Below are 21,714 nucleotides of genomic sequence, written 5' to 3'. Positions count from 1 at the left end.
GATGACTCTTCCAAATATAGATATGAATTTACTTGATCAACCCACTTTAGGAAAAGTGCAGGCGCAAGCCTTGGATCATGCACCACGTATTTTATTGTTGTATGGTTCGAATCGTGAACGTTCTTATAGTCGTTTAGCCGTGATGGAAGCAGGGCGCATCTTGGAGCAGTTTGGTGCTGAAGTAAAAATCTTTCATCCTAAAGGTTTGCCCTTACCTGAAGATGCGGATATGGAACACCCAAAAGTCAAAGAGCTACATGAATTGTTGGCATGGTCAGAGGGCATGGTGTGGTGTTCGCCTGAACGTCATGGTTCGATGAGTTCCATCTTTAAATCGCAAATTGATTGGATTCCACTGGCAGGTGGTGCGATTCGTGCAACCCAAGGTAAGACTTTGGCATTGATGCAAGTTAGTGGTGGCTCGCAGTCTTTTAATAGTGTCAATCAAATGCGTATTTTAGGACGTTGGATGCGCATGATTACCATCCCAAATCAGTCTTCAATTCCAAAAGCATTTTTAGAGTTTGAAGAAGATGGTCGTATGAAAGCATCGTCTTACTATGATCGTATCGTAGATGTGATGGAAGAATTATATAAATTCACACTGTTGACGCGAGGGCAGAGCAAGTATTTAACAGACCGTTATTCTGAACGGAAAGAGTCCGCTGAAGAACTGTCAAAGCGCGTCAATCAACGTAATCTATAGTGTTTATCGCTTTTCCTTAAGATAATAAAAAACAGCCTCGTGACGAGGCTGTTTTTTATTAAAATCCATCGTTAAACCATGGATTTTTTATATTTTAGTACTTGAAGTTCACAGACAATACTGCACTGCGACCTTCCGCTTCAGTGGCATAGTGTGATGTATAAGCTTTAGTGAAATAACGCTTATCAGATAAGTTGTTTAGATTAAGCTGTAAATCAACATTTTTATTTACGTTATAACGCGCCATTGCATCATAGCGAACATAACCTGGAACCCACTTGGTATTCGTGGCATTACCATAGACTTTATCCATTGCGACAGCACCAGCACCCAATGTTAAATCCGGTAAGACTTGGTATGTCGTCCAAAGCGTAGCGCTATTTTTTGCAACGTTTTGTACTTGATTACCATTACTTGGATTTGCTTGGTAAACAGGGGTTGTCGTACTACCTACATTGGTGTAACCACCATCGACAAGTTCGCTGTCTAAATAGGTGTAACCCGCAGAAACAGCCCATTTTTCAGTAATATTTCCGTTTACGCCAAGCTCAATACCATCAACGCGTGTTTCGCCGATATTTTGAGTGGTGCCATCTTCAGCTGTAGCACGAGTATTGGTTTTTTCAGTACGGAAAATTGCTGCTGTAAGGTTTAATTTATCATTAAGAACATCCCACTTAGTTCCTAATTCATATGTTTTAACTTCTTCAGGTTTTAGATTTTGAATCGCAGCAGTAATCCCTTCTGAACCATCACCACCATCGACACCCACAGGGTTTGCTGAAGTTGCATAGCTGACATAGATAGAACCGTTTTCCACTGGTTTAAAGGTTAAGCCAGCTTGGTAGTTAAAGAAATCTTTATTGTTCTCAACCGTAACTTGATCACCAGCTTTAGCTGTGATTTTTGTATTATTTAGACCTGTCACGGCATTATTGCGTGCACCATAAGTCATGGTTTGTTTAGTTTCAAATTTATCCCAACGAACACCTAAGTCCAAAAGCCATTGTGGGCTTAACTCGATATTATCTAGGAAATAAACAGATTGGTTTTTGCTACGAATATTGTAACGATCAGCACCATCAGTACTTATACGACCTGTCCACGGAACATTACTTGGATTCTGCACTGACGTGCACCAACCAGAAGCAATTGCAGTAGCGTTACACGTATTATTTGCGCTTCCTGTTGAATCTAAGCCGTTTAAAATATATTGAGTACGATCAGTTTTTTGATCGCTATACTCAACGCCTGTATTAAAACGGTGTTTAAATGCACCTGTATCAAACTTACCTGTTAAAGCAAGTTGATCTGTAAAGCCGTCCGTATCTGCAACACGAGAGTTCGTACGTCTCCAAACTGAGCCATCTAAAGCACCCGTAGTCTTGTTATAGAAATTACCCTTAGAATCATCTGGATTAGTCCACAGATAATCATTCTTAGATTTTGTGTAAACAGCTGTATTACTCAGCGTTAGGTTATCGGTTAAATCATGCTCTAATTTGAATGTACCAAACTGATTTTCTTGTTTTTGGAAATCACGATCTTTCCAACCATAGTAACTGCCTTGTTGAACATCAATCGGTTTGCCATTGCCATTCAAATGAGTAAAATCTTTTTTAGGATCAGCATTTGAAGAAAATGGATTGTTATATGGAATACCAGAATCTGGAATATCATCGGTTTTAAGGTAGTAATAACTCAAGGTGCCGCGAGTTGCTGTATCTAAACCAAAGGTAATACTTGGTGCAATACCTGCACGTTTATATTCAGCACCATCATGTTGACCCGCTTTTTCGTTTTGATGACCCATGACCACCACACGAGCTGCGACACCATTATTAAAATCTTTGTTTCCGTCTAAAGTGATACGTGCATAATTATCTGTACCCCCTGAGATCGAGCCTTCTAAAGCATCGCCTTTTTTAGCAACTTTAGAAATCATGTTAATGCTACCGCCAGAAGTACCTGCACCACCTAAAGCAGAGGCAGAACCCTTTGTAACTTCAACTTGTTCAACTGCAAACATCTCACGGTTTTGTGATGTTGAGTTACGAATGCCATCTACATACATTGAGCTTTCTGAGTTATAGCCACGAATGAAAGGGCGGTCGCCGTTTGGATTACCACCTTCACCAGCACCTAAAGTAATACCAGGAATCGTACGTAAAGCATCAGAAAGACTTGTAACTTGAGTATCTGCAATAAGCTGCTTTGAAATAACAGAAACAGATTTTGGCGTATCTAAAAGAGGAACGACAAATTTGCTATTTGAGGATTGGTCTACTTTAAGACCTTGTTCTTGTTCTGCTTGGGTATGAATTGTTGGGAGTTGTACTGGCTGATCTTGAGCGATGGCTGGTACTGCAATCACGGAGAGTGAAGATGCGATTGCGGAAGATACTAATTTCTTACGTGATTTGATAAAAGACATAATCGTTCACACAGATATGAGAAAAATTTTGAGAATAATAATGATTCTTAATCATAATTTCAATTTATAACTGAACTATTTGTCGGATAGGGGCTTTGTTGCACAAACATTCAAAGACTAAACTTGTCCCAAGTTATCCAAATTTAAGTGACTACTTGGGTGTGAGGTCGGTCCAACTTAGTAAATTTATTTAATACTGCCACACGTGTATGAATCTCATTGACTTTGTTATCAAAACGCCTGGCACTAAGCCTATCACCCAATAATTTGATGCAGTGCATCTTGGTTTCTACCAAACTTAGGCGATGATAGTTTGACCATTTTTTCCATAGTGTCCTGCCTAAATGTTTAACTGTTCGAAGTGATTCGTTTCGCTCTAGCGAGCTAGTCTTTGTATCTTTCTATGGTTTCGCATTTTTTCTAGCTGGAATCACCGCATGTGCTTGCCGATCTGCAATGACCTGACGGCATTGCTTGGTGTCATAAGCCTGTTTATAGCTCAATTTCAATTCGGTTGTTAACAAATAAAGCTTTGTGTGGATAACTTGGTACTTATCAACAATCAATAAACAAGTTCACTAAATCTGCTACAATTGCGCCAATTTCGAATTCTCACTTTTCAGTTATGGTACATATCGAGTCATGTGTACGTAACTGTGTACATATTGAAGATTTTTCTCATGAGTTTTAAAGACGAATTAGCGGCACAGGTTGCTCAACGACGTACCTTTGCGATCATTTCCCACCCCGATGCGGGTAAAACCACGATGACCGAAAAACTTCTGTTATGGGGTAAAGCTATTCAGGTTGCTGGAATGGTTAAAAGTCGTAAGTCGGATCGTGCAGCGACATCTGACTGGATGGAAATGGAAAAAGAGCGTGGAATCTCGATTACCACGTCTGTGATGCAGTTCCCTTATAAAAACCATACCATTAACTTACTGGACACACCAGGACATGAAGACTTCTCGGAAGATACCTATCGTACTTTGACTGCTGTTGACTCTGCATTAATGGTCATCGATGGTGCTAAGGGTGTCGAAGAACGTACGATTAAATTGATGGAAGTGTGTCGTATGCGTGACACACCAATCATTTCCTTCGTCAACAAAATGGACCGTGAAATTCGCGAGCCTCTAGAATTGCTTGACGAAATTGAAAATGTTTTAAATATTCGCTGTGTCCCAATTACATGGCCTTTAGGTATGGGGCGTGACTTTGCTGGGGTTTATAACCTACTTGAAAACAAGTTATATGTTTATAAAGCAGGTTTTGGCTCGACGATTACGGACATTGAAGTACGTGATGGTTATGATCATGCTGATATTCGTGAAAAAGTGGGTGAGTTAGCTTGGGCTTCTTTTGAGGAGTCGCTTGAGTTAGTTCAAATGGCCAATGAACCACTTGATCGTGAATTATTTTTACAAGGTAAACAAACGCCTGTACTTTTTGGTACTGCCTTAGGAAACTTTGCGGTTGACCATGTACTGGATGCCTTTATCAACTGGGCACCAGAACCGAAAGCACATCCAACACAAGAACGTACAGTAGATGCCAATGAAGAGGGTTTCACTGGTTTTGTTTTTAAAATTCAAGCCAATATGGATCCGAAACATCGTGACCGTATTGCCTTTATGCGTATTTGCTCAGGTAAATATGAAAAAGGTTTGAAAATGAATCATGTGCGTATCGGTAAAGATGTACGTATTAGCGATGCATTAACCTTCCTTGCGGGCGAACGCGAACATTTGGAAGAAGCTTGGCCTGGAGACATTATTGGTTTGCATAACCACGGTACCATCCAGATCGGTGATACATTTACCAGCGGTGAAAAACTTCATTTCACAGGTATCCCTCACTTTGCACCTGAAATGTTCCGCCGAGTTCGTTTACGTGATCCGCTCAAATCTAAGCAATTGCAAAAAGGTTTGAAAGAGTTATCTGAAGAAGGTGCAACACAGGTATTTATGCCTCAAATTAGTAATGATTTGATTGTCGGTGCAGTCGGTGTGTTACAGTTTGATGTGGTCGCTTATCGTTTGAAAGAAGAATATAAAGTTGACTGTATTTATGAGCCTGTCAGTGTGCATACGGTACGTTGGATTCATTGTGATGATGAAAAAATTCTGAATGAGTTCAAGAAAAAAGCGCATGATCAGTTATCGGTAGATGGCGGCGGTCATCTGACTTATCTTGCACCAAGCCGTGTAAACTTGCAGTTAATGCAAGAACGCTGGCCAGATATTCAGTTCCGTAACACACGAGAACACTAAAATGTACAAAAACAGCTTCTAAATTAGAGGCTGTTTTTAATTGAACGATCTAAAAAAGGAGGATGAGATGAATACTTTAAAACCACTTTTTGCTGTCAGTATAATGATTGGAATGATGGCTTTAACGGCATGCGATCATCCTAAAAAAAATGAGACGGATACAGCTCAAAACAAAAATCAAATATCAACGCATACTGAAAAAGCTGAAGTCCTACCATACCTCAATATGCAAGAAGCCAAAGCGGATTATGCCTTACCGTTCTGTGAAAAGAAGAACTGTATTGATGTCGATATTCAAACGATCAAAACCCAAGATGCGTGGCTTAACACATGGATTGCAAAAAATCAGGCCAATGTGATTCAACAACAAATTGAGCAAAACAAGAATTTAACCTTACAGCAAGCCGTGAATGCTTATGTGAAAAAGTCAGATGAATGGCAAGATAAGTATTCTAAAAATAAAGCGTATGAGCTGCGCTTAACGACACGTATTGCTTCACAGCGTAATCAGTATGTGTTGTTGCAAATTGGCGTTGATACACAGCAAGAAGATATTGCGGTTAAAGATAGATTTTACTTTTTCGTTGCTGATCGTAAGTTACAAAAAAATCTAACCGTACTCGATGTGATACAGAAAAATCAGCAAAATGAATTAAATAATATTATTCAAGCACATTATCAACAATGGATTGAAAAACAAAGTACAGAAGTGAAGAAACAAGTTCCTAGAAAACTGTATTGGGGGCAGGCAGATTGGTTCTTCGATGGGGAAGGAATTGGCTTGCATTATCGTGCCAATGAAATAAGTAAAGATGCACCGCAGTTGGATATTTATTTAAGCACTGAACAAAGCAAACAGATGCTACAACCTGAAATTTATCAGCAAATGTTTTAATCTACTTGCTTGAGTTTCGTATAGAAATTGCATGCGCTTATAGCGGTTTTGCTTTAACTTCGATAGCATTTAAAAATCTTGTGTAATAACAATACTGATAGGTTTTAAATGAAAGCATTTTATAAATATAGCATTCTTGCAGGTGCGATTTTGCTTGCTGCTTGCCAGCCGAAATCAGAGCCGAAAGAATCACAGGATAAACCGACAGATCCGCCAGTGGTACAGCAAACTGCTGAGCCAATTCTGCGTGGTGAAACCGTGAAATTGCAGGTAAATTTACCTGAATGTAAAGGCAATACCTGTCCAGATTTTACCGTTGAACGATTACAAAGTAATTTCCCGTTCATTGACCAGTTACTGGATCAACAGGTTCTCGATCAACTGAGTAAAATGCTCGATGTCGTTGATGCTGATGCTTCAGCAGCATCTACAGCAAAAACGACTGAGCAAAAAATAGGTTTAGATGCTCAGGCACAAGCGTATGCTAATGCGTTTGTGAAGATTGATGAAGAGTTAAAAGCGCTCAGTAGTAGTCATCAGATCAGTTTGATGATTAAGCCTAAAATTTTACAATCGAAAGGCAAGCTAGCAACTGTAGTGTTAAATAGCAGCAGTTATTTGGGTGGAGCACATGGTTCAACCTCTCAACGTTACTATAACTTTGATTTAGCGAACCAAAAACAGATTCAATTGCATGACCTATTATTACCGAAGCAAAAAGCAACTCTAGACAAATTGGCGCATGACGCATTTAAAGTGTGGATTGTCGATTCAAAACTCGCCACTGACCCGAAAGAATATGAACAGGCTTGGCCATTCCAAGTCACCGATAATTTCTTATTAGGTGAGCAGGGGTTAATTCTACAGTATGGTGAATATGAGATTGGTCCTTATGTCGTCGGTTTGCCGCGGTTAGTGATTCCATTTAGTGAATTGCAGGGTGTTTTAAAACCTGAATATTTACCAAAAATTGATCAGCCGGCAGCGTCTACGCCTGCTGCAAGTACACCAAGTCAAAGTTAGTGCAACTGTTCGATACCCATACCCATTTTGATGTTGCCGATTTTGATCATGATCGGCAACATTTGGCTGAGCAAGCAAAACGGGTTGGGGTCGATGCTTTGGTGTTAATCGGTTTTGTTGAGTCTAGATTTGATGAGCTGATCCATACCCATCAACAATTAAACGCTTGGGATAAGATGCCGACTTCTTATTTGGCACCTGGCTTGCATCCTTTTTATATTGAACAACATCAGCCAGAACATTTACAGCGACTTGAGCAAGTCTTACAGCAGCATGACTGTGTGGCTGTTGGTGAAATTGGTTTAGATACTTTTTTAAAACAACATAAACAACCCGAACTGCTTGCCAAGCAACAGCACTATTTTAGTGAGCAATTGGCATTGGCAACGCAGTATCAAAAACCAGTGTTATTACATATCCGTAAGGCACATGCAGAAACCCTTGCCATTTTAAAAGCACAAAAATTCAAATTGGGTGGCATTGCTCATGCGTTTAGTGGTGGAGTCGAAGAAGCCAAAGCTTTGGTGAAACTGGGCTTTAAAATTGGGGTGACAGGACAAATCACCAATCCAAATGCCAAAAAGCTGCATCAAGTAGTGCAGGCGATTGGCAGTGAAAATTTGGTGATTGAAACAGATTGTCCAGATATGACGCCGTTGTGTTGCCAAACTTCGACCGAGCATCGCACCCGTAATACCCCAGTGAACCTACCTTATATTCTAGACAGTTTGGCTCAGACCCTTGACCAGCCTGAGTTGCAGCTGGCTGCACAATTATGGCAAAACTCATTGGTTGCTTTGCATTTAAAATTTTAGAAGAATAAGACAATAATCTCGATAAAAATAAGATAACCAAAAGGGAACACACTCTTTTCTAAACAGGCTTACATTAAAGGAAGAACATCATAATAAATAAATTCGCCAATACTGGGAGGGTAACCGAATGGCCAGATATAGCACAATCAATAGCTTTAATTCATTACAAACACTCAGCGTCGGTTCGACATCCTATCAAATCTTTAGCTTGGCGCGAGCAGCTGAAACACTGGGTAATATTGATCAATTACCGAAGTCACTTAAGGTTTTGCTAGAAAATTTACTCCGTTTTGAAGATCAAAAAAGTGTAAAAGTGGAGCATATTCAGGCCTTGGTTGATTGGCAGAAAACCAAAAGTTCTGATCAGGAAATTCAATATCGCCCTGCACGGGTGTTAATGCAGGATTTCACTGGTGTTCCAGCAGTGGTCGATCTGGCTGCGATGCGTGCTGCAATGTCTCAAGCAGGCGGTGATCCTAACCTGATCAATCCTTTGTCACCCGTTGATCTGGTCATTGACCATTCAGTGATGGTCGATCATTTTGCCGATAATAATGCCTTTGCTGTGAACGTTGAAATTGAAATGCAGCGCAATGGTGAGCGTTATCAATTCCTGCGTTGGGGACAATCTGCATTTAATAACTTTAGTGTGGTGCCACCCGGCACCGGGATTTGCCACCAAGTCAATTTAGAATACTTAGCGCAAGCGGTCTGGTTGGGAGAAGATGAGGGTCAGGTTTTTGCTTTTCCAGATACTTTGGTCGGAACAGACTCACATACCACCATGATCAATGGGCTTGGCGTTCTTGGTTGGGGTGTGGGTGGTATTGAAGCCGAAGCAGCCATGCTCGGGCAGCCTGTATCGATGTTGATTCCAGAAGTGATTGGTTTCAAACTCACAGGCAAGTTGAATGAAGGGATTACTGCGACCGATTTGGTGCTCACGATTACCCAGATGCTGCGCCAAAAAGGCGTAGTGGGTAAATTTGTTGAGTTTTATGGCGATGGTTTGGCTGATTTACCATTGGCTGACCGCGCGATTATTGCCAATATGGCACCTGAATATGGAGCAACTTGTGGTTTCTTCCCGATTGATGATGTGACATTGGAGTATTTAGCTCTAACTGGCCGTAAACAGGAACGTATCGATTTAGTCGAAGCCTATAGTAAACAACAAGGATTATGGCGTAATGCAGGCGATGAACCTGTATTTACCGATACCTTGAGTCTGGATATGAGTACCGTACAAGCCAGTCTGGCTGGGCCAAAACGTCCACAAGATCGGGTTTTGTTGGGCGATGTTCCTAAAACGTTTAACGCCTTGATGGAGCTGAATTTAAAACCTGCGAAAGACGCCAAAGAACGTTTAGAGAATGAAGGCGGCGGCGGTACGGCTGTTGAAGCCAAGAAAGCGAATTTAGCGCATGAAGAACCTGCTTGTACTATTGATGGAAAATCGTATCCATTGAAGGATGGTGATGTGGTGATTTCCGCGATTACCTCATGTACCAATACCTCCAATCCAAGTGTGATGTTGGCAGCAGGTTTGCTGGCGAAAAAAGCCATTGAAAAAGGTTTACAACGTAAACCGTGGGTGAAAAGTTCATTGGCACCGGGTTCTAAAGTGGTGACCGATTATTTGGCTGCGGCAGGCTTAACGCCGTACTTGGATGAGTTGGGCTATAACTTGGTGGGTTATGGTTGTACTACCTGTATTGGTAACTCAGGGCCTTTGCCTGAACCGATTGAAGAAGCAATTCAGTGCCATGATCTGAATGTGGCTTCGGTACTTTCAGGTAACCGTAACTTTGAAGGGCGTGTTCATCCTTTAGTGAAAACCAATTGGCTGGCGTCACCACCACTTGTTGTAGCCTATGGTTTGGCGGGGAATATTCGGACTGATTTAACCACTCAGCCGATTGGACAAGATCAAAATGGTCAAGATGTCTATTTGAAAGACATTTGGCCAAGTCAGTTTGAAATTGATCAAGTACTGCAAAAAGTGAATACCGACATGTTCCATAAGGAATATGCAGCAGTATTTGATGGTGATGCAACTTGGCAGGCGATTCAGATTCCACAAAGCCAAACTTATGCGTGGCAAGATAACTCGACTTATATTCGCCATCCGCCATTTTTTGAGGAAATTAATCAGCCTCCGAAAGCCATTTGCAATATTGAACAGGCACGCATCTTGGCGGTATTGGGCGATTCAGTCACCACCGATCATATTTCTCCCGCAGGAAATATCAAGAAAGACAGCCCAGCAGGACGCTATTTACAGCAGCAGGGGATTGAGCCGAAAGACTTCAACTCCTACGGTTCTCGACGCGGTAATCATGAAGTGATGATGCGCGGGACCTTTGCCAATATCCGAATCAAGAATGAAATGCTGGGTGGTGAAGAAGGGGGCAATACCATTTTTATTCCAACGGGTGAAAAGCTGGCGATCTATGATGCATCCATGCTGTACCAGCAACAGAAAACACCGTTGGTGATTATTGCAGGTAAGGAGTATGGAACGGGTTCGTCACGAGACTGGGCTGCAAAAGGGACCAATCTCTTAGGCATTAAAGCGGTCATTGCTGAAAGTTTTGAACGGATTCACCGCTCTAATTTGGTCGGCATGGGCGTATTTCCATTGCAGTTTATAGGTGGACAGACCCGTCAATCCTTGAACCTCACTGGCCGTGAAGTACTGTCGATTCATGGATTATCTGATGATATCCAACCGCATCAAACTTTGGATATTCAGGTACAACGAGAAGATGGCAGTCAAGACCAATTCAAAGTGTTATGCCGTATTGATACCTTGAATGAGGTGGAATATTTTAAAGCAGGTGGTATCTTGCATTATGTATTACGCAATCTGATTGCTGCATAACGAAACACACTCTTAAATCAAAGATGAAAGCTAGTCTTTCATCTTTTTTTGTTTGAATTTCAAGCATTCAGCGTTAAGGTAATCAGGCCAGATTAAATTGGATAAAGGCTTTGAATCAGTTACCACGCTATGTTTATTATCTCTTGGCTGCGCAGGCATTTAATTTAATTGCTGCTGTTCTGTCTGTTACTGTAGCGGCAATTGTGGGGTTGAAATTAGCGCCGACACAGGCTTTGGCTACGGTTCCGTATGGTTTGCAGTTTTTAGCGATGTTACTGACCACCTTTATTTTTTCTTTTCTAATGAAAAAGCTTGGGCGGCATTTGGTTTTCCAGTTTGGTTGCGTCTGCTTGTTCTTGGCAGGTGTTCTCGGTTATTTGGCCCTACAGCAGCAACAATTCTATTTATTGTGCCTCAGTCATTTTTCACTGGGGTTATTTATCTCCACTGCGAATTTTTATCGCTTTGCTGCCTCTGATCGTTTGGCGACAGATTTAATTCCAAAAGCTACTGCGATGGTGATTTCGGGTGGGGTGATTGCAGCAATTATTGCACCGATGTTGGCAATTCAGTTTCAACAGGTAGCAGGCTTACCCGATTTCACTGCGATCTATTTCATTTTCAGTGTCTTAGCCTTGTTGCTCTCTCCGATCTTGTATCTATGGAACAAAAAATTCCAACGCCAACAGATACAGCAGGTGCTGATTGAACCAACTCAACGTCGCAAACTGCCAAGCACTTTGATTATCGCTGCTGTCATCAGCGGTGCTTTTGCTTACTATATTATGAATGTGATGATGATTATGTCCTCCTTACATCTCAAGGAGCATCATTCATTTCATTATGCTTCGATCTCGATTCAGCTACATGTATTGGCGATGTTTATCCCGTCCTTCTTTGTCTCTAAACTGATTCAACGATGGGGAACGCATACTACGATTTATGTTGGTTTTGCTTTGCTGATGCTATCTTCCTTAATTCCAATGTTTGGACAGGTCGGTATCTATATTAATGCTGCCTTGATCGTGTTGGGCGTGGGTTGGAATTTTGCTTATTCAGGCGCATCAACCTTGTTAGCAGGTCTTAACGAACAGCAAAAACATCGTGTCCAAGGAATTAATGAAACAGGAATTGCTTTGTTTGCGACTTTGGGAGCATTTTTACCTGCACCGATTTTGAGTAGCCTCGGATGGATCAATGCAAACCTTTTGGCTTTATGCATGAGCCTAATCGTTTTTATCCTGTTGGTTATTTTAATTCGTCGAGATCAACCATCAAGTAAAGTTTCACTGGGCTAACCTAAAACCAGTTAAACACGGTAAAATACTACTTTGACTGAAAAGATAGATCACGACTGTTATGACCGATGTTCCTGTAAATGACGAATATGACCGCCGTTTTGCTGGTGTCGCCAAAATTTATGGAGAAAATGCATTTTCGCATTATGAACACAGTCATGTCATGGTGATTGGGATTGGTGGTGTTGGCAGTTGGGCGGTTGAGGCACTGGCACGTACAGGGATTGGTGAATTGACTTTGGTCGATATGGATGTGGTCGCAGCATCAAATATTAACCGTCAATTGCCAGCGATGAGCTCGACACTTGGACAGGAAAAGATTGAGATAATGGCCGAACGTTGCCGTCAAATCAATCCACGAATGAAGGTCAATCTGATTGATGACTATCTCACACCTGAGAATGTCAAGGAAATCCTGAACCCTGTCCCAACCATCGTTTTAGACTGTATTGATGATGTTAAGGCCAAGTTGGCTTTGATGCTGCACTGCCGTTTTAACAAAATCCCGTTGATTGTTTCGGGAGGAGCGGGTGGTAAACTTGATCCACTGAAGATTCGTGTGGCAGATTTGTCCAAGACTGAACAAGACCCAATGTTGGCAAAGTTACGTACTCAGCTGCGTTCAAAAGGGATTTGTAAAAAACCAAAAGAGAAATTCGGAATCACTTGCGTGTATTCGATTGATAATCCATTTTCCAGTGCAGATGTATGTCCAAGCGCAGGTTTACGTTGTGGCGGCTATGGTTCTGCGGTGGTGGTGACTTCAAGCTTTGCGATGGTGGCGGTGGCTGAAGTGCTGAAAAAATTAGATGCTAAAAAGCCTAAAACATAATCTTCGTTTAGGCTTTGATTCAGTCTTTTATTAACCAAGACGGTAATAAGTATAAGTGACGTTTTTGTCTTTATAAACGTCATAGCTAGTTTGCTTAAAATCAGAAACCCATTGTGAGCCTGTAAAACCGGCAATATGACCATACACATGTTTTTTGGTGCGATGAATAATATAAATATCACCTGGCATTGGGTTATCAAAAGCAGGCTCAATTTGCTTATAGCCAATCTTTTGTAGCGTTCCACCCCAATCTGAGGCGGCTATAGGATGTTGTGCAATTTTTGCACCCGCTGTTTGTAATGCGATGCGAATTGATTTGGTGCACTGTGCTGAACTATGAAATGAGGAAACACGAGAAAGTTTATCTGAAAACTTCTGTAAGTTAATTTGCTGCGAATTCTTGGATAATGCGTATGGTGGTGTAATATCTGCGGGAGTTTCTCTGAGCATAATGACTGCATTTTGAGTCTGTGCATGCATCATCGAATCTAATGAGGGTGCATCATAAATCATAGTTCAATCTCAACCAATCCTAAAACAACTTTGAAACGGTCGCCAAATTCCGTGGCTCGCAGATATTAAGCGATAAATCTTAAAAAAACTTATTTGCAATGTAATAACGTAACTTTTTGAGGGTGTTGTGAGGAACTTAGCGTAAAAATCACATAAATAATCTTTTTATTATCATGAATTTAGTTGTTAATTAGTTTGAATAAAATGATTTGTAAGATTATATTTCTTTTTTGATTGGAAAATATACGCAAGCACTGATTCAAAGAAACAAAGCTTTGTGATTTTCAAAATAATAAACTATTGTTTATTAAAGTGAAAAATCGAAAAAATAACAAGTGATACGTCCAGCAAAAGCAACAGATATCAAGCAAATAGTAGAGTTAATTCAGCCATATATAAAAGATTTTGCACTGAATGTAGAGGGTGAAGCAAAACTCAGTCAGGATATGATTAAGAAATTACTTGAAATGCAAAGCGTTGAATATTTTGTTTTCGAGGAGGAGTTGTCCATTATTGGTGTGATTGCTTATAAACAACCTTCTCATTTGATTCATTTTTTTGTTAATCAGAATTCACAACAGCAAGGAATCGGTCGTCAGCTTTGGATGTTTTTAGAAGATAAACTTTCTCAGCAACATTCAAAAAGTACTGTGAATTCTAGTTGTTATGCGCAGCCCATTTATGAAAATTTCGGATTTACAGTCACTTCAACAGTGATTGAAAATGGCGGATTACGCTATATTCCGATGTGTAAACGTTATGCGTAGAACATCAAATTAACTTTGATGTTCTCGAACGTAATCTTCAGTACGTTGCATCGCTGTTTGGATATTGATGATTGCATTTTCAATATCAGCAATCGTTTTGGCATTTCCACCACTGAGCGCCTGACGCCATTTACGTGCGCCTGGTAGATTTTGAAATAAACCTAGAATATGGCGAGTGATAACCGAAAGTGGAGCACCTTCAGCAACGCGTTGATGAATATAAGGCATCATGTGCTGCATGATCTCAAAACGATTAGGTGCTTCCAAATTCCAAAGTTCACCCATCTCCGCCAATAAGTACGGATTATGATATGCCTCACGACCAATCATGACGCCATCAACATGCTGTAAATGTTGTTGTGTTTCTTCAAAGGTCTTGATACCGCCATTAATCTCAATCTTTAGATGTGGGCGTTCTTGCTTTAAACGATAGACATCTTCATAGCGTAATGGTGGAACTTCGCGATTCTCTTTCGGCGATAAGCCCTGCAAGATCGCAATACGTGCATGTACAATAAAATGTGTGCAGCCTGTTGATGCCACCGTATCAACAAAATGCAGCATTTCTTCGTAAGATTGCATGTCATCAATCCCGATACGATGCTTTACAGTTACAGGAATCGATACTGCTTTTTGCATACTATGAATACATTCTGCAACTAAATTGGGTTCAGCCATTAAGCAAGCCCCAATTTTATTGTTTTGCACGCGATCACTTGGACAGCCGACATTGAGATTAACTTCGTTATAACCCCAGTCTTCGGCCATTTTGGTGCAGGTAGCAAGTTCTTGTGGATTTGAGCCGCCGAGTTGTAGCACAATCGGATGCTCTTGCTGATTGAAATCGAGATGCCGATTAGCACCACCGTAAATAATCGCGCCTGTAGTGACCATCTCGGTATACAGCACGACATTGGGATTAAATAAGCGAGCAAAGAAACGATAGTCTTTTGTGGTCCAATCCATCATCGGGGCAACACTGATTCGTGGTGTCTGAGTTTTTTCAATATTCATAAAAAATCATGCCTTTATTCAGTGTTAAACAACCTAATAAAATGATTGAGCGGATTAGAAAATAGACTATTTATGACAAATAGTGGGAAATAAACTTAAAGTAAGAATTCATCACTGATGTATGTCCAAAGATTTTTAGGCAAAGCGCAACCGATTGATCTGATCGAACAGATGCTATGACTAAATATTTGGATACATTGAGCGTGAGCATCAAAGAACGAAACTCTTCTAGCTTGGTTAAGAGATTTCCAATTGCGCGCAATACTACCACAAATATTTAATCTATACATTTCGGACGGTATTGATGCTGCACACTCGTTGGGGTTTTCTTTAAATGCTATTTAGCATCGTTCAGGTGTTAACTGATTGGAATGACTTTAATTCTGTTAATTGTGTCTACAGTGGGCGTAGTCTCTATTTTCATCTATTTAATAAGAGTTAATTTTGGTTTAAGTTCGTGTTTTTAGTCTATCTCGCATAAAGCCCTTATGGATTGATAGGCAATGTCTATTGAAGAGATCAATATTCGTATATTTAACTGGATTAATTCTGGTGCTACAGAAAACTCATTTTTTGCGAAAGCCGCTATGTTCTCATCATATAATCTGATAGGAGTTTTTCTGATTTTTCTAACGATTTTATTGCTATTTAAGGATAAAAAATATCAATTTCAGTATCTTAAAACTGTGGTGATGGTCGTTATATCTTCATTTGTTGTGAAGTTATTACACGCATTTTATCATCATCCTAGACCTTTCGATCTTGGATTAGGACACACCTTGATTCACCACAGTTCCAGTTCGTCTATGCCTAGCCAACATACACTCACAGTTGCAATTATCGCATTTTCATTTCTGATGTCTGATTATCGTCAAATTGGTGTTTTCGGATTATTTGTAAGTTTGATTGTAGGATGGTCAAGGATTTACATGGGAGTTCATTTTCCTTTTGATGTATTAGGTTCTTTTGTTATGGCTTTTGTAATTGTATTCAGCGTCAATATTTTGATTAAACGATTTATTTCAAAATCAAAGCAATCAATTACTGTGCAAGCTGTAGATGTATAAATTGATAGTGAAAAACAAGCGATACATGATGATTGCTTCTTTAAATCATGACTGTGTTTAAACCATAAGAAATTTACCATAGCATTTTGTGGATTTAGAAATCATTGCATAATCTATTTTCTGTGAAGAGTATTTGTTTAAATGTTGTTCAGTTTTTTCATTTTTAATATTTTGATTTAATTATATTTCCATATTTTAAAATCTCTTTTTGTCCACTTGGTTACTTATATTCACTATTCTAAAGAGTTCAATTTAATCTCTTTTTAAGTTCAGCTCTTTAACTTACAGCATAACGACTAAATTTGATTCGTAAGCAGAAAGTAAGATAGGTCTAAATTCTAGCGAAATCAGAACATTAAAGAGAGTATAAAAATGAACCAATGTGTGATGAACGCAAAAAATATTATTCGTGGTAAACACCACCCTGAGTTTTTGCAGAATGAAGTTTTAACCGATATTTTTATCCAGACAGCACAACGCCTACCAGAAAAAATAGCTTTAATCGAAGCAGATCAAACGATTAGCTATGGTGAGTTATATCAACAAGCTCAACTTATGGCCAAACATTTAACCCTCAAAGGCGTTAAAGCTGGCGACATCGTTGGATTGTGGTTGCCACGTGGTATTGAATTATTAAAGTCTCAATTAGCAATCTGCTTAAGTGGTGCTGCTTGGCTACCATTTGACATGGATACCCCTGCAGATCGAATCGCAGTTTGTCTTGAAGATGCAGCGGCTGTAGGAATGATTACCACTGATGAGTGGTATGAGCATGTGTTAGAAGTGCCACAAAGCAAATGGACCAATACTGAACTACAAAAAACGCTGCATGAAACTATAGAATTGGCAAAATCGACCCCTGAGCAACCTGCTTATATTATTTATACTTCAGGCTCAACAGGAAAACCCAAAGGTATTGTCATTACTCAGAAGAACATTTGTCATTTTCTGCGCAGTGAAAACAGTATTTTAGGTATCCAAGAACAAGACAAAGTTTATCAAGGCTTCTCAGTTGCATTTGATATGTCTTTCGAGGAAATCTGGTTGTCTTATTTGGTTGGAGCGGCTTTGTGGATTGCACCAAAATCTTTGGTCAGTGATCCAGAACGATTATGTAAAACCTTGCAACAAGAGCAAATTAGCGTTTTGCATGCTGTACCAACCTTGCTCGCTTTGTTCCCTGAAGATGTTGCTAATTTACGCATCATCAATTTAGGAGGGGAAATGTGTCCAGACTCATTGGTTGAGCGTTGGGCATTGCCACACCATCAAATGTTTAATACCTATGGACCGACAGAAACCACAGTCTCTGCGAGTCTTGAGTTATTACAGCAGGGTAAGCCTGTCACGATTGGCAAACCATTACCTAACTACGGTATGTTGGTGATTAATGCTGATCGAGAGCTATTGGCACAAGGGGAAACGGGCGAATTGTGTATCTTTGGGCCAAGCGTGGCACAAGGTTATTTAGGTCGCCCAGATTTAACCGCGGATAAGTTTATTCAGAATCCATGGGCAACGAGTCCTGATGAAGAAAGTTTATATCGGACGGGTGACTTAGCTAAAATCGATGAATTTGGTCAAGTGCATTGTTTAGGACGTGCGGATGATCAAATAAAAATTCGTGGTTTCCGCGTAGAACTTGGCGAAATCGAAGCTGCATTATGTGATCTCGATGGTATTGGCACAGCTGCTGTCATTTTACGTAATGAAGATGGTATTGATCAGTTGATCGCCTTTATAGCCGCAGAAATTGATGCAAAACAATCCATAGAAATTAAACAGCTTCGACATCATCTTGGTCAGCGCTTACCGCCATACATGGTACCTAATCGTTTTGAAATTATTGAAGAAGTACCGCGACTACTTTCTGGGAAAATTGATCGAAAAGTACTAAAAGCGAGACCTTTAACAAGTGTGGTCGATCGGAGTGAATCAGATCAACCTCAAAATGAAGCTGAAGAAATTTTATTTGAAATCTTAAATCGACTGTTTCCGAATATTCCGATTAAATTGGATGCCGATTTCTTTGATGATTTGGGTGGACATTCTTTATTAGCTGCAGTTTTAATTTCAAATTTACGTGAACATCCTGAATATAGTCACCTCACGATTCAAAGTTTATACCAAGCACGAAGAGTGGGAGCAATTGCAGCTTTGATGCTTGAGCAACCAGAGCCATCAATATTTGATAGCCAAATTGGTCAAGACAATCCAAGGAATCAAACCTATAAATGGCTCTGCGGTATTGCACAGGTAGTCACAATTCCAGTGTTAATTTCAATTAACATCATGCAATGGCTCGCTCCATTCTTTACCTATCATTATTTTACTGGTGGCGCACGAGACAGTATTCCTTCTGCAATTTTGCTTTCTTTATTGGTTTATGTCAGTGTCATTGTTGCTAGTTTTGCCCTTTCTATCACGGTTAAACGTGCGCTAATGGTTGGCGTGGGGGCGGGTCGTTATCCGTTATGGGGAATGACTTATTTCCGTTGGTGGTTGGCAGATCGGATTAGTAGTATTTCACCTGTTTATCTCTTATCAGGTTCAACTTTACTGAATTTATATCTCAAAGCGCTTGGAGCGAAAATTGGACATGATGTTTCCATCAGTTCAGTGCATATTCGTATGCCATCTTTATTGACGATTGAGGATGGTGTCAGTCTCGGTTCTCAGGTGAATTTAGAGAATGCTAAAGTTGAACATGGGCATTTGGTCTTAGGTTCAATTCATTTGAAACGTGATAGTTATGTGGGTTCTTATGCGGTATTAGAAGAAAATACAGTGTTAGAAGAAACAGCTCATGTCAATGCTTTGACTGCGATTGAATATGATACGACTGTGCCTGCTGGTGAAATTTGGGATGGTACGCCTGCGAAGAAGATTGGTCATGTGGATCAGTTAGAACAATTGGCAACGCGCCCAAAACTTTCTTTAATGCGTAAAGTTTCAGAATATGTTTACTATGGAGTGAGTGCATTAATTATCGCTTGTATTTTCTTTATTCCAATCTTTCCGAGTTTCTTATTGGTTGATTGGTTAGATGTGAATGTTTTCAATATTGACCCGAATAACCATATTCAAACAGCGCTTTATTATTTCCTATTGGCCATTCCTGCGAGTGCGATGATGATGATCATTACCGCCTTGATTTCTTCAGCTTTACGTAAAATAGTATTACCTCGTTTAGAGGTGGGTACTTATGCGATTCACGGTGCAACGTATTATCGGAAGTGGTTCGCAGCCCAAATTTTAGAAACCAGTTTACAAACGTTACATGGTCTATTTGCAACAATTTATGCACCAACTTGGTTTCGTATGTTAGGCGCAAAGGTTGGTAAAAATACTGAAATATCAACTGCAACAGGCGTTATTCCTGAAATGCTCACCTTGGGTGAAGAAAGTTTTATTGCTGATGCGGTAATGTTGGGTGATGAGGAGATCAAAGGCGGTTGGATGTCATTAAAATCAACAAAAATTGGTCATCGTAGTTTTGTTGGGAACAGTGCTTATATCGCAGATGGTACGGTATTACCTGATAATATTTTAATCGGTGTGCAGTCTAAAACGCCAGATAATCGAGAAATGTATTCAGGACAAACTTGGTTTGGTTCTCCAGCGTTACTTCTCCCAGCACGAGAAGCCGCAGAGAAATATCCTGATCATCTTACTTTCAAACCGAGTCTCAAACGCCGTTTCATGCGTGCTTTTATTGAGGGTCTACGGATTGTATTACCCGCAGCGCTTGCGATTGGTGTGGGGTATATGATTGTGCTAGAAGTGATAGATGTCATTAATAACTATACGATTCCAATGGGATTGTTGGCCTTAACTCTCGCAGGATTATTGTATGGTGTGGGTTGTTTTATCATCGTGGCTTTATTGAAGTGGATTTTAATTGGACGCTACCAACCTCGTTCAGCGCCAATGTGGACCATGTTTGTTTGGTTAAGTGAAGGAATTACAAGTTTATATGAATCAGTCGCGATTCCAAATTTCCTGAATTATTTAAGAGGAACACCCATGCTGCCATTCTTCTTGCGTATTTTGGGGGTTCGAATAGGGAAAGACGTTTATATGGATACTGCGGATATTACAGAGTTCGACTGTGTTGATATTGGAGATCGCGCTGAATTTAATAGTTTTTCAGGTCCACAGACACATTTATTTGAAGATCGTATTATGAAGATCGGTCAAGTAAATGTTGGAAGTGATGTGGTCGTGAATGCGAGAAGTATCATTTTATATAATGCTAATGTCAGTCATCATGCTGTGTTAGGACCATTAACTTTAGTAATGAAAGGTGAGAATATTCCTGCCAAATCAGCATGGATTGGCTCACCAGCAGTACCTTGGAAACATAAATAAGCTCTGTGGCTTAGAATATTCGAATACATGAAATCAATTGAATATTCTAAGCCTTTCATAGGGCTTATAAGCGTTTGGTTAAATGATATTTCATCCAGAAATCTAAACTGATATAACGTCCACCACCGATAAAGATTAAAGCGAGTAACATCACTAAATAGGTCACTGCGAATTCAACACCATTATTTAAAATGACAAATGATCCGCTGGCAGTGAGCCAATCATAGTTACCATAGTTTTGTAAAATCTCATGGGCTTTTTCTAACTTCTCAGCGGAGGCGAGAACTTGAGCGTTTGCAAATGGTGCATTTGGATCTGCAATGGCCTGCCAACCGTTCGGTAAGTGGACTGTTACAATTGCTACCAACATTGTGATGATGAGTGGAATACTGATAAAGCGAGTGAATAAACCTAATCCTAACAATACTGCACCAGCCAACTCTGTTGAGGTTGCTAGAGCTGCCATCAATGTAGGGAATGGTAGACCGAGCCCCCAATCAGGATTACCAAACCATTCAATTATGTCTTGGAAATGCATGAGTTTATTGCTTCCTGCCATCCAAAAAATGGGGACTAAATATAATCTGAGTGCTAGCGCCGCAATTCCATCGAAATGTTTTATACAGTGAGAAATTTTTTGATAATGTTGTGTTAAAGAATAAATAAAGTTTTTCATGAGAATTTCACATTGAGTACTGTTGAATAGTTATTAGTCGGATGAACATGGAACTTCTTACATATTTTTTTCATTTGATCTGTAATAAATCGTCTTTTACTCCGTCTAACTTAATGTACCTCCGTACAAACCGAGCAATTACCTTA

15 protein-coding genes and 1 pseudogene are annotated in these 21,714 nt (G+C 40.0%); 11 read left to right on the top strand and 5 right to left on the bottom strand.

Annotation, left to right across the window (positions count from 1 at the left end; translation table 11 throughout):
* Position 1: 1 nt before the first annotated feature.
* Positions 2-706, top strand: a complete 705-nt coding sequence (gene arsH, locus HYG88_RS11020) for an arsenical resistance protein ArsH (RefSeq protein ID WP_005162572.1) — start codon at positions 2-4, stop codon at positions 704-706.
* Positions 707-800: 94 nt separating this feature from the next.
* Here the strand turns inward: arsH and HYG88_RS11015 are convergent, their stop codons facing one another.
* Positions 801-3,140 carry a TonB-dependent siderophore receptor gene (locus HYG88_RS11015; RefSeq protein ID WP_005162569.1) on the bottom strand — a complete coding sequence of 780 codons (2,340 nt, stop codon included), beginning with the start codon at positions 3,138-3,140 and terminating at the stop codon, positions 801-803.
* A gap of 143 nt (positions 3,141-3,283) precedes the next feature.
* Positions 3,284-3,628: pseudogene (locus HYG88_RS11010) on the bottom strand (transposase); the annotation flags it as partial.
* A gap of 192 nt (positions 3,629-3,820) precedes the next feature.
* On the opposite strand from HYG88_RS11010, the gene HYG88_RS11005 reads away from it, so the two are divergent.
* From HYG88_RS11005 to HYG88_RS10975, 7 genes are all read left to right on the top strand, one after another.
* Positions 3,821-5,413, top strand: a complete 1,593-nt coding sequence (locus HYG88_RS11005; RefSeq protein ID WP_005162566.1) for a peptide chain release factor 3 — start codon at positions 3,821-3,823, stop codon at positions 5,411-5,413.
* 67 nt (positions 5,414-5,480) lie between these two features.
* A complete protein-coding gene (locus HYG88_RS11000) occupies positions 5,481-6,308 on the top strand; it encodes a hypothetical protein (RefSeq protein ID WP_178883094.1) in 828 nt (275 codons plus the stop codon).
* A gap of 108 nt (positions 6,309-6,416) precedes the next feature.
* On the top strand, positions 6,417-7,331 hold the full coding sequence (locus tag HYG88_RS10995; RefSeq protein ID WP_178883093.1) for an RsiV family protein: 915 nt from the start codon (positions 6,417-6,419) through the stop codon (positions 7,329-7,331).
* Positions 7,331-8,146, top strand: a complete 816-nt coding sequence (locus tag HYG88_RS10990; RefSeq protein WP_178883092.1) for a TatD family hydrolase — start codon at positions 7,331-7,333, stop codon at positions 8,144-8,146. Before HYG88_RS10995 ends, HYG88_RS10990 begins: the two co-directional genes overlap by 1 nt.
* A gap of 127 nt (positions 8,147-8,273) precedes the next feature.
* Positions 8,274-11,030: an aconitate hydratase AcnA gene (gene acnA / locus HYG88_RS10985; RefSeq protein WP_178883091.1), complete on the top strand. Its 2,757-nt coding sequence runs from the start codon at positions 8,274-8,276 to the stop codon at positions 11,028-11,030.
* Between the two features lie 110 nt (positions 11,031-11,140).
* On the top strand, positions 11,141-12,328 hold the full coding sequence (locus HYG88_RS10980) for an MFS transporter (protein ID WP_005162549.1): 1,188 nt from the start codon (positions 11,141-11,143) through the stop codon (positions 12,326-12,328).
* Positions 12,329-12,389: 61 nt separating this feature from the next.
* Entirely contained in the window at positions 12,390-13,160 is a 771-nt protein-coding gene (locus tag HYG88_RS10975) for a ThiF family adenylyltransferase (RefSeq protein WP_178883090.1), read from the top strand.
* A gap of 30 nt (positions 13,161-13,190) precedes the next feature.
* On the opposite strand, the gene HYG88_RS10970 is transcribed toward HYG88_RS10975, so the two are convergent.
* Positions 13,191-13,673, bottom strand: a complete 483-nt coding sequence (locus HYG88_RS10970; protein ID WP_178883089.1) for a CHAP domain-containing protein — start codon at positions 13,671-13,673, stop codon at positions 13,191-13,193.
* 335 nt (positions 13,674-14,008) lie between these two features.
* Here HYG88_RS10970 and HYG88_RS10965 point away from each other — a divergent pair, with 335 nt between their 5' ends.
* A complete protein-coding gene (locus HYG88_RS10965) occupies positions 14,009-14,440 on the top strand; it encodes a GNAT family N-acetyltransferase (RefSeq protein ID WP_178883088.1) in 432 nt (143 codons plus the stop codon).
* Positions 14,441-14,449: 9 nt separating this feature from the next.
* Here HYG88_RS10965 and dusA read toward each other — a convergent pair whose 3' ends face one another.
* Positions 14,450-15,454, bottom strand: a complete 1,005-nt coding sequence (gene dusA / locus HYG88_RS10960; RefSeq protein ID WP_178883087.1) for a tRNA dihydrouridine(20/20a) synthase DusA — start codon at positions 15,452-15,454, stop codon at positions 14,450-14,452.
* A 503-nt stretch (positions 15,455-15,957) separates the two neighbouring features.
* Between dusA and HYG88_RS10955 the strand changes: the two genes are divergently transcribed.
* Positions 15,958-16,521, top strand: a complete 564-nt coding sequence (locus HYG88_RS10955; RefSeq protein ID WP_178883086.1) for a phosphatase PAP2 family protein — start codon at positions 15,958-15,960, stop codon at positions 16,519-16,521.
* A gap of 372 nt (positions 16,522-16,893) precedes the next feature.
* The gene (posA, locus tag HYG88_RS10950) at positions 16,894-20,892 is read left to right on the top strand and encodes a delta-poly-L-ornithine synthetase PosA (protein WP_178883085.1); all 3,999 of its coding nucleotides are present in this window, start codon (positions 16,894-16,896) and stop codon (positions 20,890-20,892) included.
* Positions 20,893-20,956: 64 nt separating this feature from the next.
* Here posA and HYG88_RS10945 read toward each other — a convergent pair whose 3' ends face one another.
* The gene (locus tag HYG88_RS10945) at positions 20,957-21,568 is read right to left on the bottom strand and encodes a DoxX family protein (RefSeq protein ID WP_178883084.1); all 612 of its coding nucleotides are present in this window, start codon (positions 21,566-21,568) and stop codon (positions 20,957-20,959) included.
* Between the last annotated feature and the right edge of the window lie 146 nt (positions 21,569-21,714).

The organism is Acinetobacter sp. SwsAc4 (assembly GCF_013391535.1).
In the GTDB taxonomy this organism is placed as follows: domain Bacteria; phylum Pseudomonadota; class Gammaproteobacteria; order Pseudomonadales; family Moraxellaceae; genus Acinetobacter.
Note: the sequence above shows the minus strand (reverse complement) of the source record. Positions and strands in the feature narration are given on the sequence as shown.

Excerpts from the sequence above, each read along its gene's own strand:
- arsH (WP_005162572.1), top strand. The coding sequence starts at position 2 with ATGACTCTTCCAAATATAGATATGAATTTACTTGATCAACCCACTTTA.
- HYG88_RS11015 (WP_005162569.1), bottom strand. The coding sequence starts at position 3,140 with ATGTCTTTTATCAAATCACGTAAGAAATTAGTATCTTCCGCAATCGCA.
- HYG88_RS11005 (WP_005162566.1), top strand. The coding sequence starts at position 3,821 with ATGAGTTTTAAAGACGAATTAGCGGCACAGGTTGCTCAACGACGTACC.
- HYG88_RS11000 (WP_178883094.1), top strand. The coding sequence starts at position 5,481 with ATGAATACTTTAAAACCACTTTTTGCTGTCAGTATAATGATTGGAATG.
- HYG88_RS10995 (WP_178883093.1), top strand. The coding sequence starts at position 6,417 with ATGAAAGCATTTTATAAATATAGCATTCTTGCAGGTGCGATTTTGCTT.
- acnA (WP_178883091.1), top strand. The coding sequence starts at position 8,274 with ATGGCCAGATATAGCACAATCAATAGCTTTAATTCATTACAAACACTC.
- HYG88_RS10975 (WP_178883090.1), top strand. The coding sequence starts at position 12,390 with ATGACCGATGTTCCTGTAAATGACGAATATGACCGCCGTTTTGCTGGT.
- HYG88_RS10970 (WP_178883089.1), bottom strand. The coding sequence starts at position 13,673 with ATGATTTATGATGCACCCTCATTAGATTCGATGATGCATGCACAGACT.
- dusA (WP_178883087.1), bottom strand. The coding sequence starts at position 15,454 with ATGAATATTGAAAAAACTCAGACACCACGAATCAGTGTTGCCCCGATG.
- HYG88_RS10955 (WP_178883086.1), top strand. The coding sequence starts at position 15,958 with ATGTCTATTGAAGAGATCAATATTCGTATATTTAACTGGATTAATTCT.
- posA (WP_178883085.1), top strand. The coding sequence starts at position 16,894 with ATGAACCAATGTGTGATGAACGCAAAAAATATTATTCGTGGTAAACAC.
- HYG88_RS10945 (WP_178883084.1), bottom strand. The coding sequence starts at position 21,568 with ATGAAAAACTTTATTTATTCTTTAACACAACATTATCAAAAAATTTCT.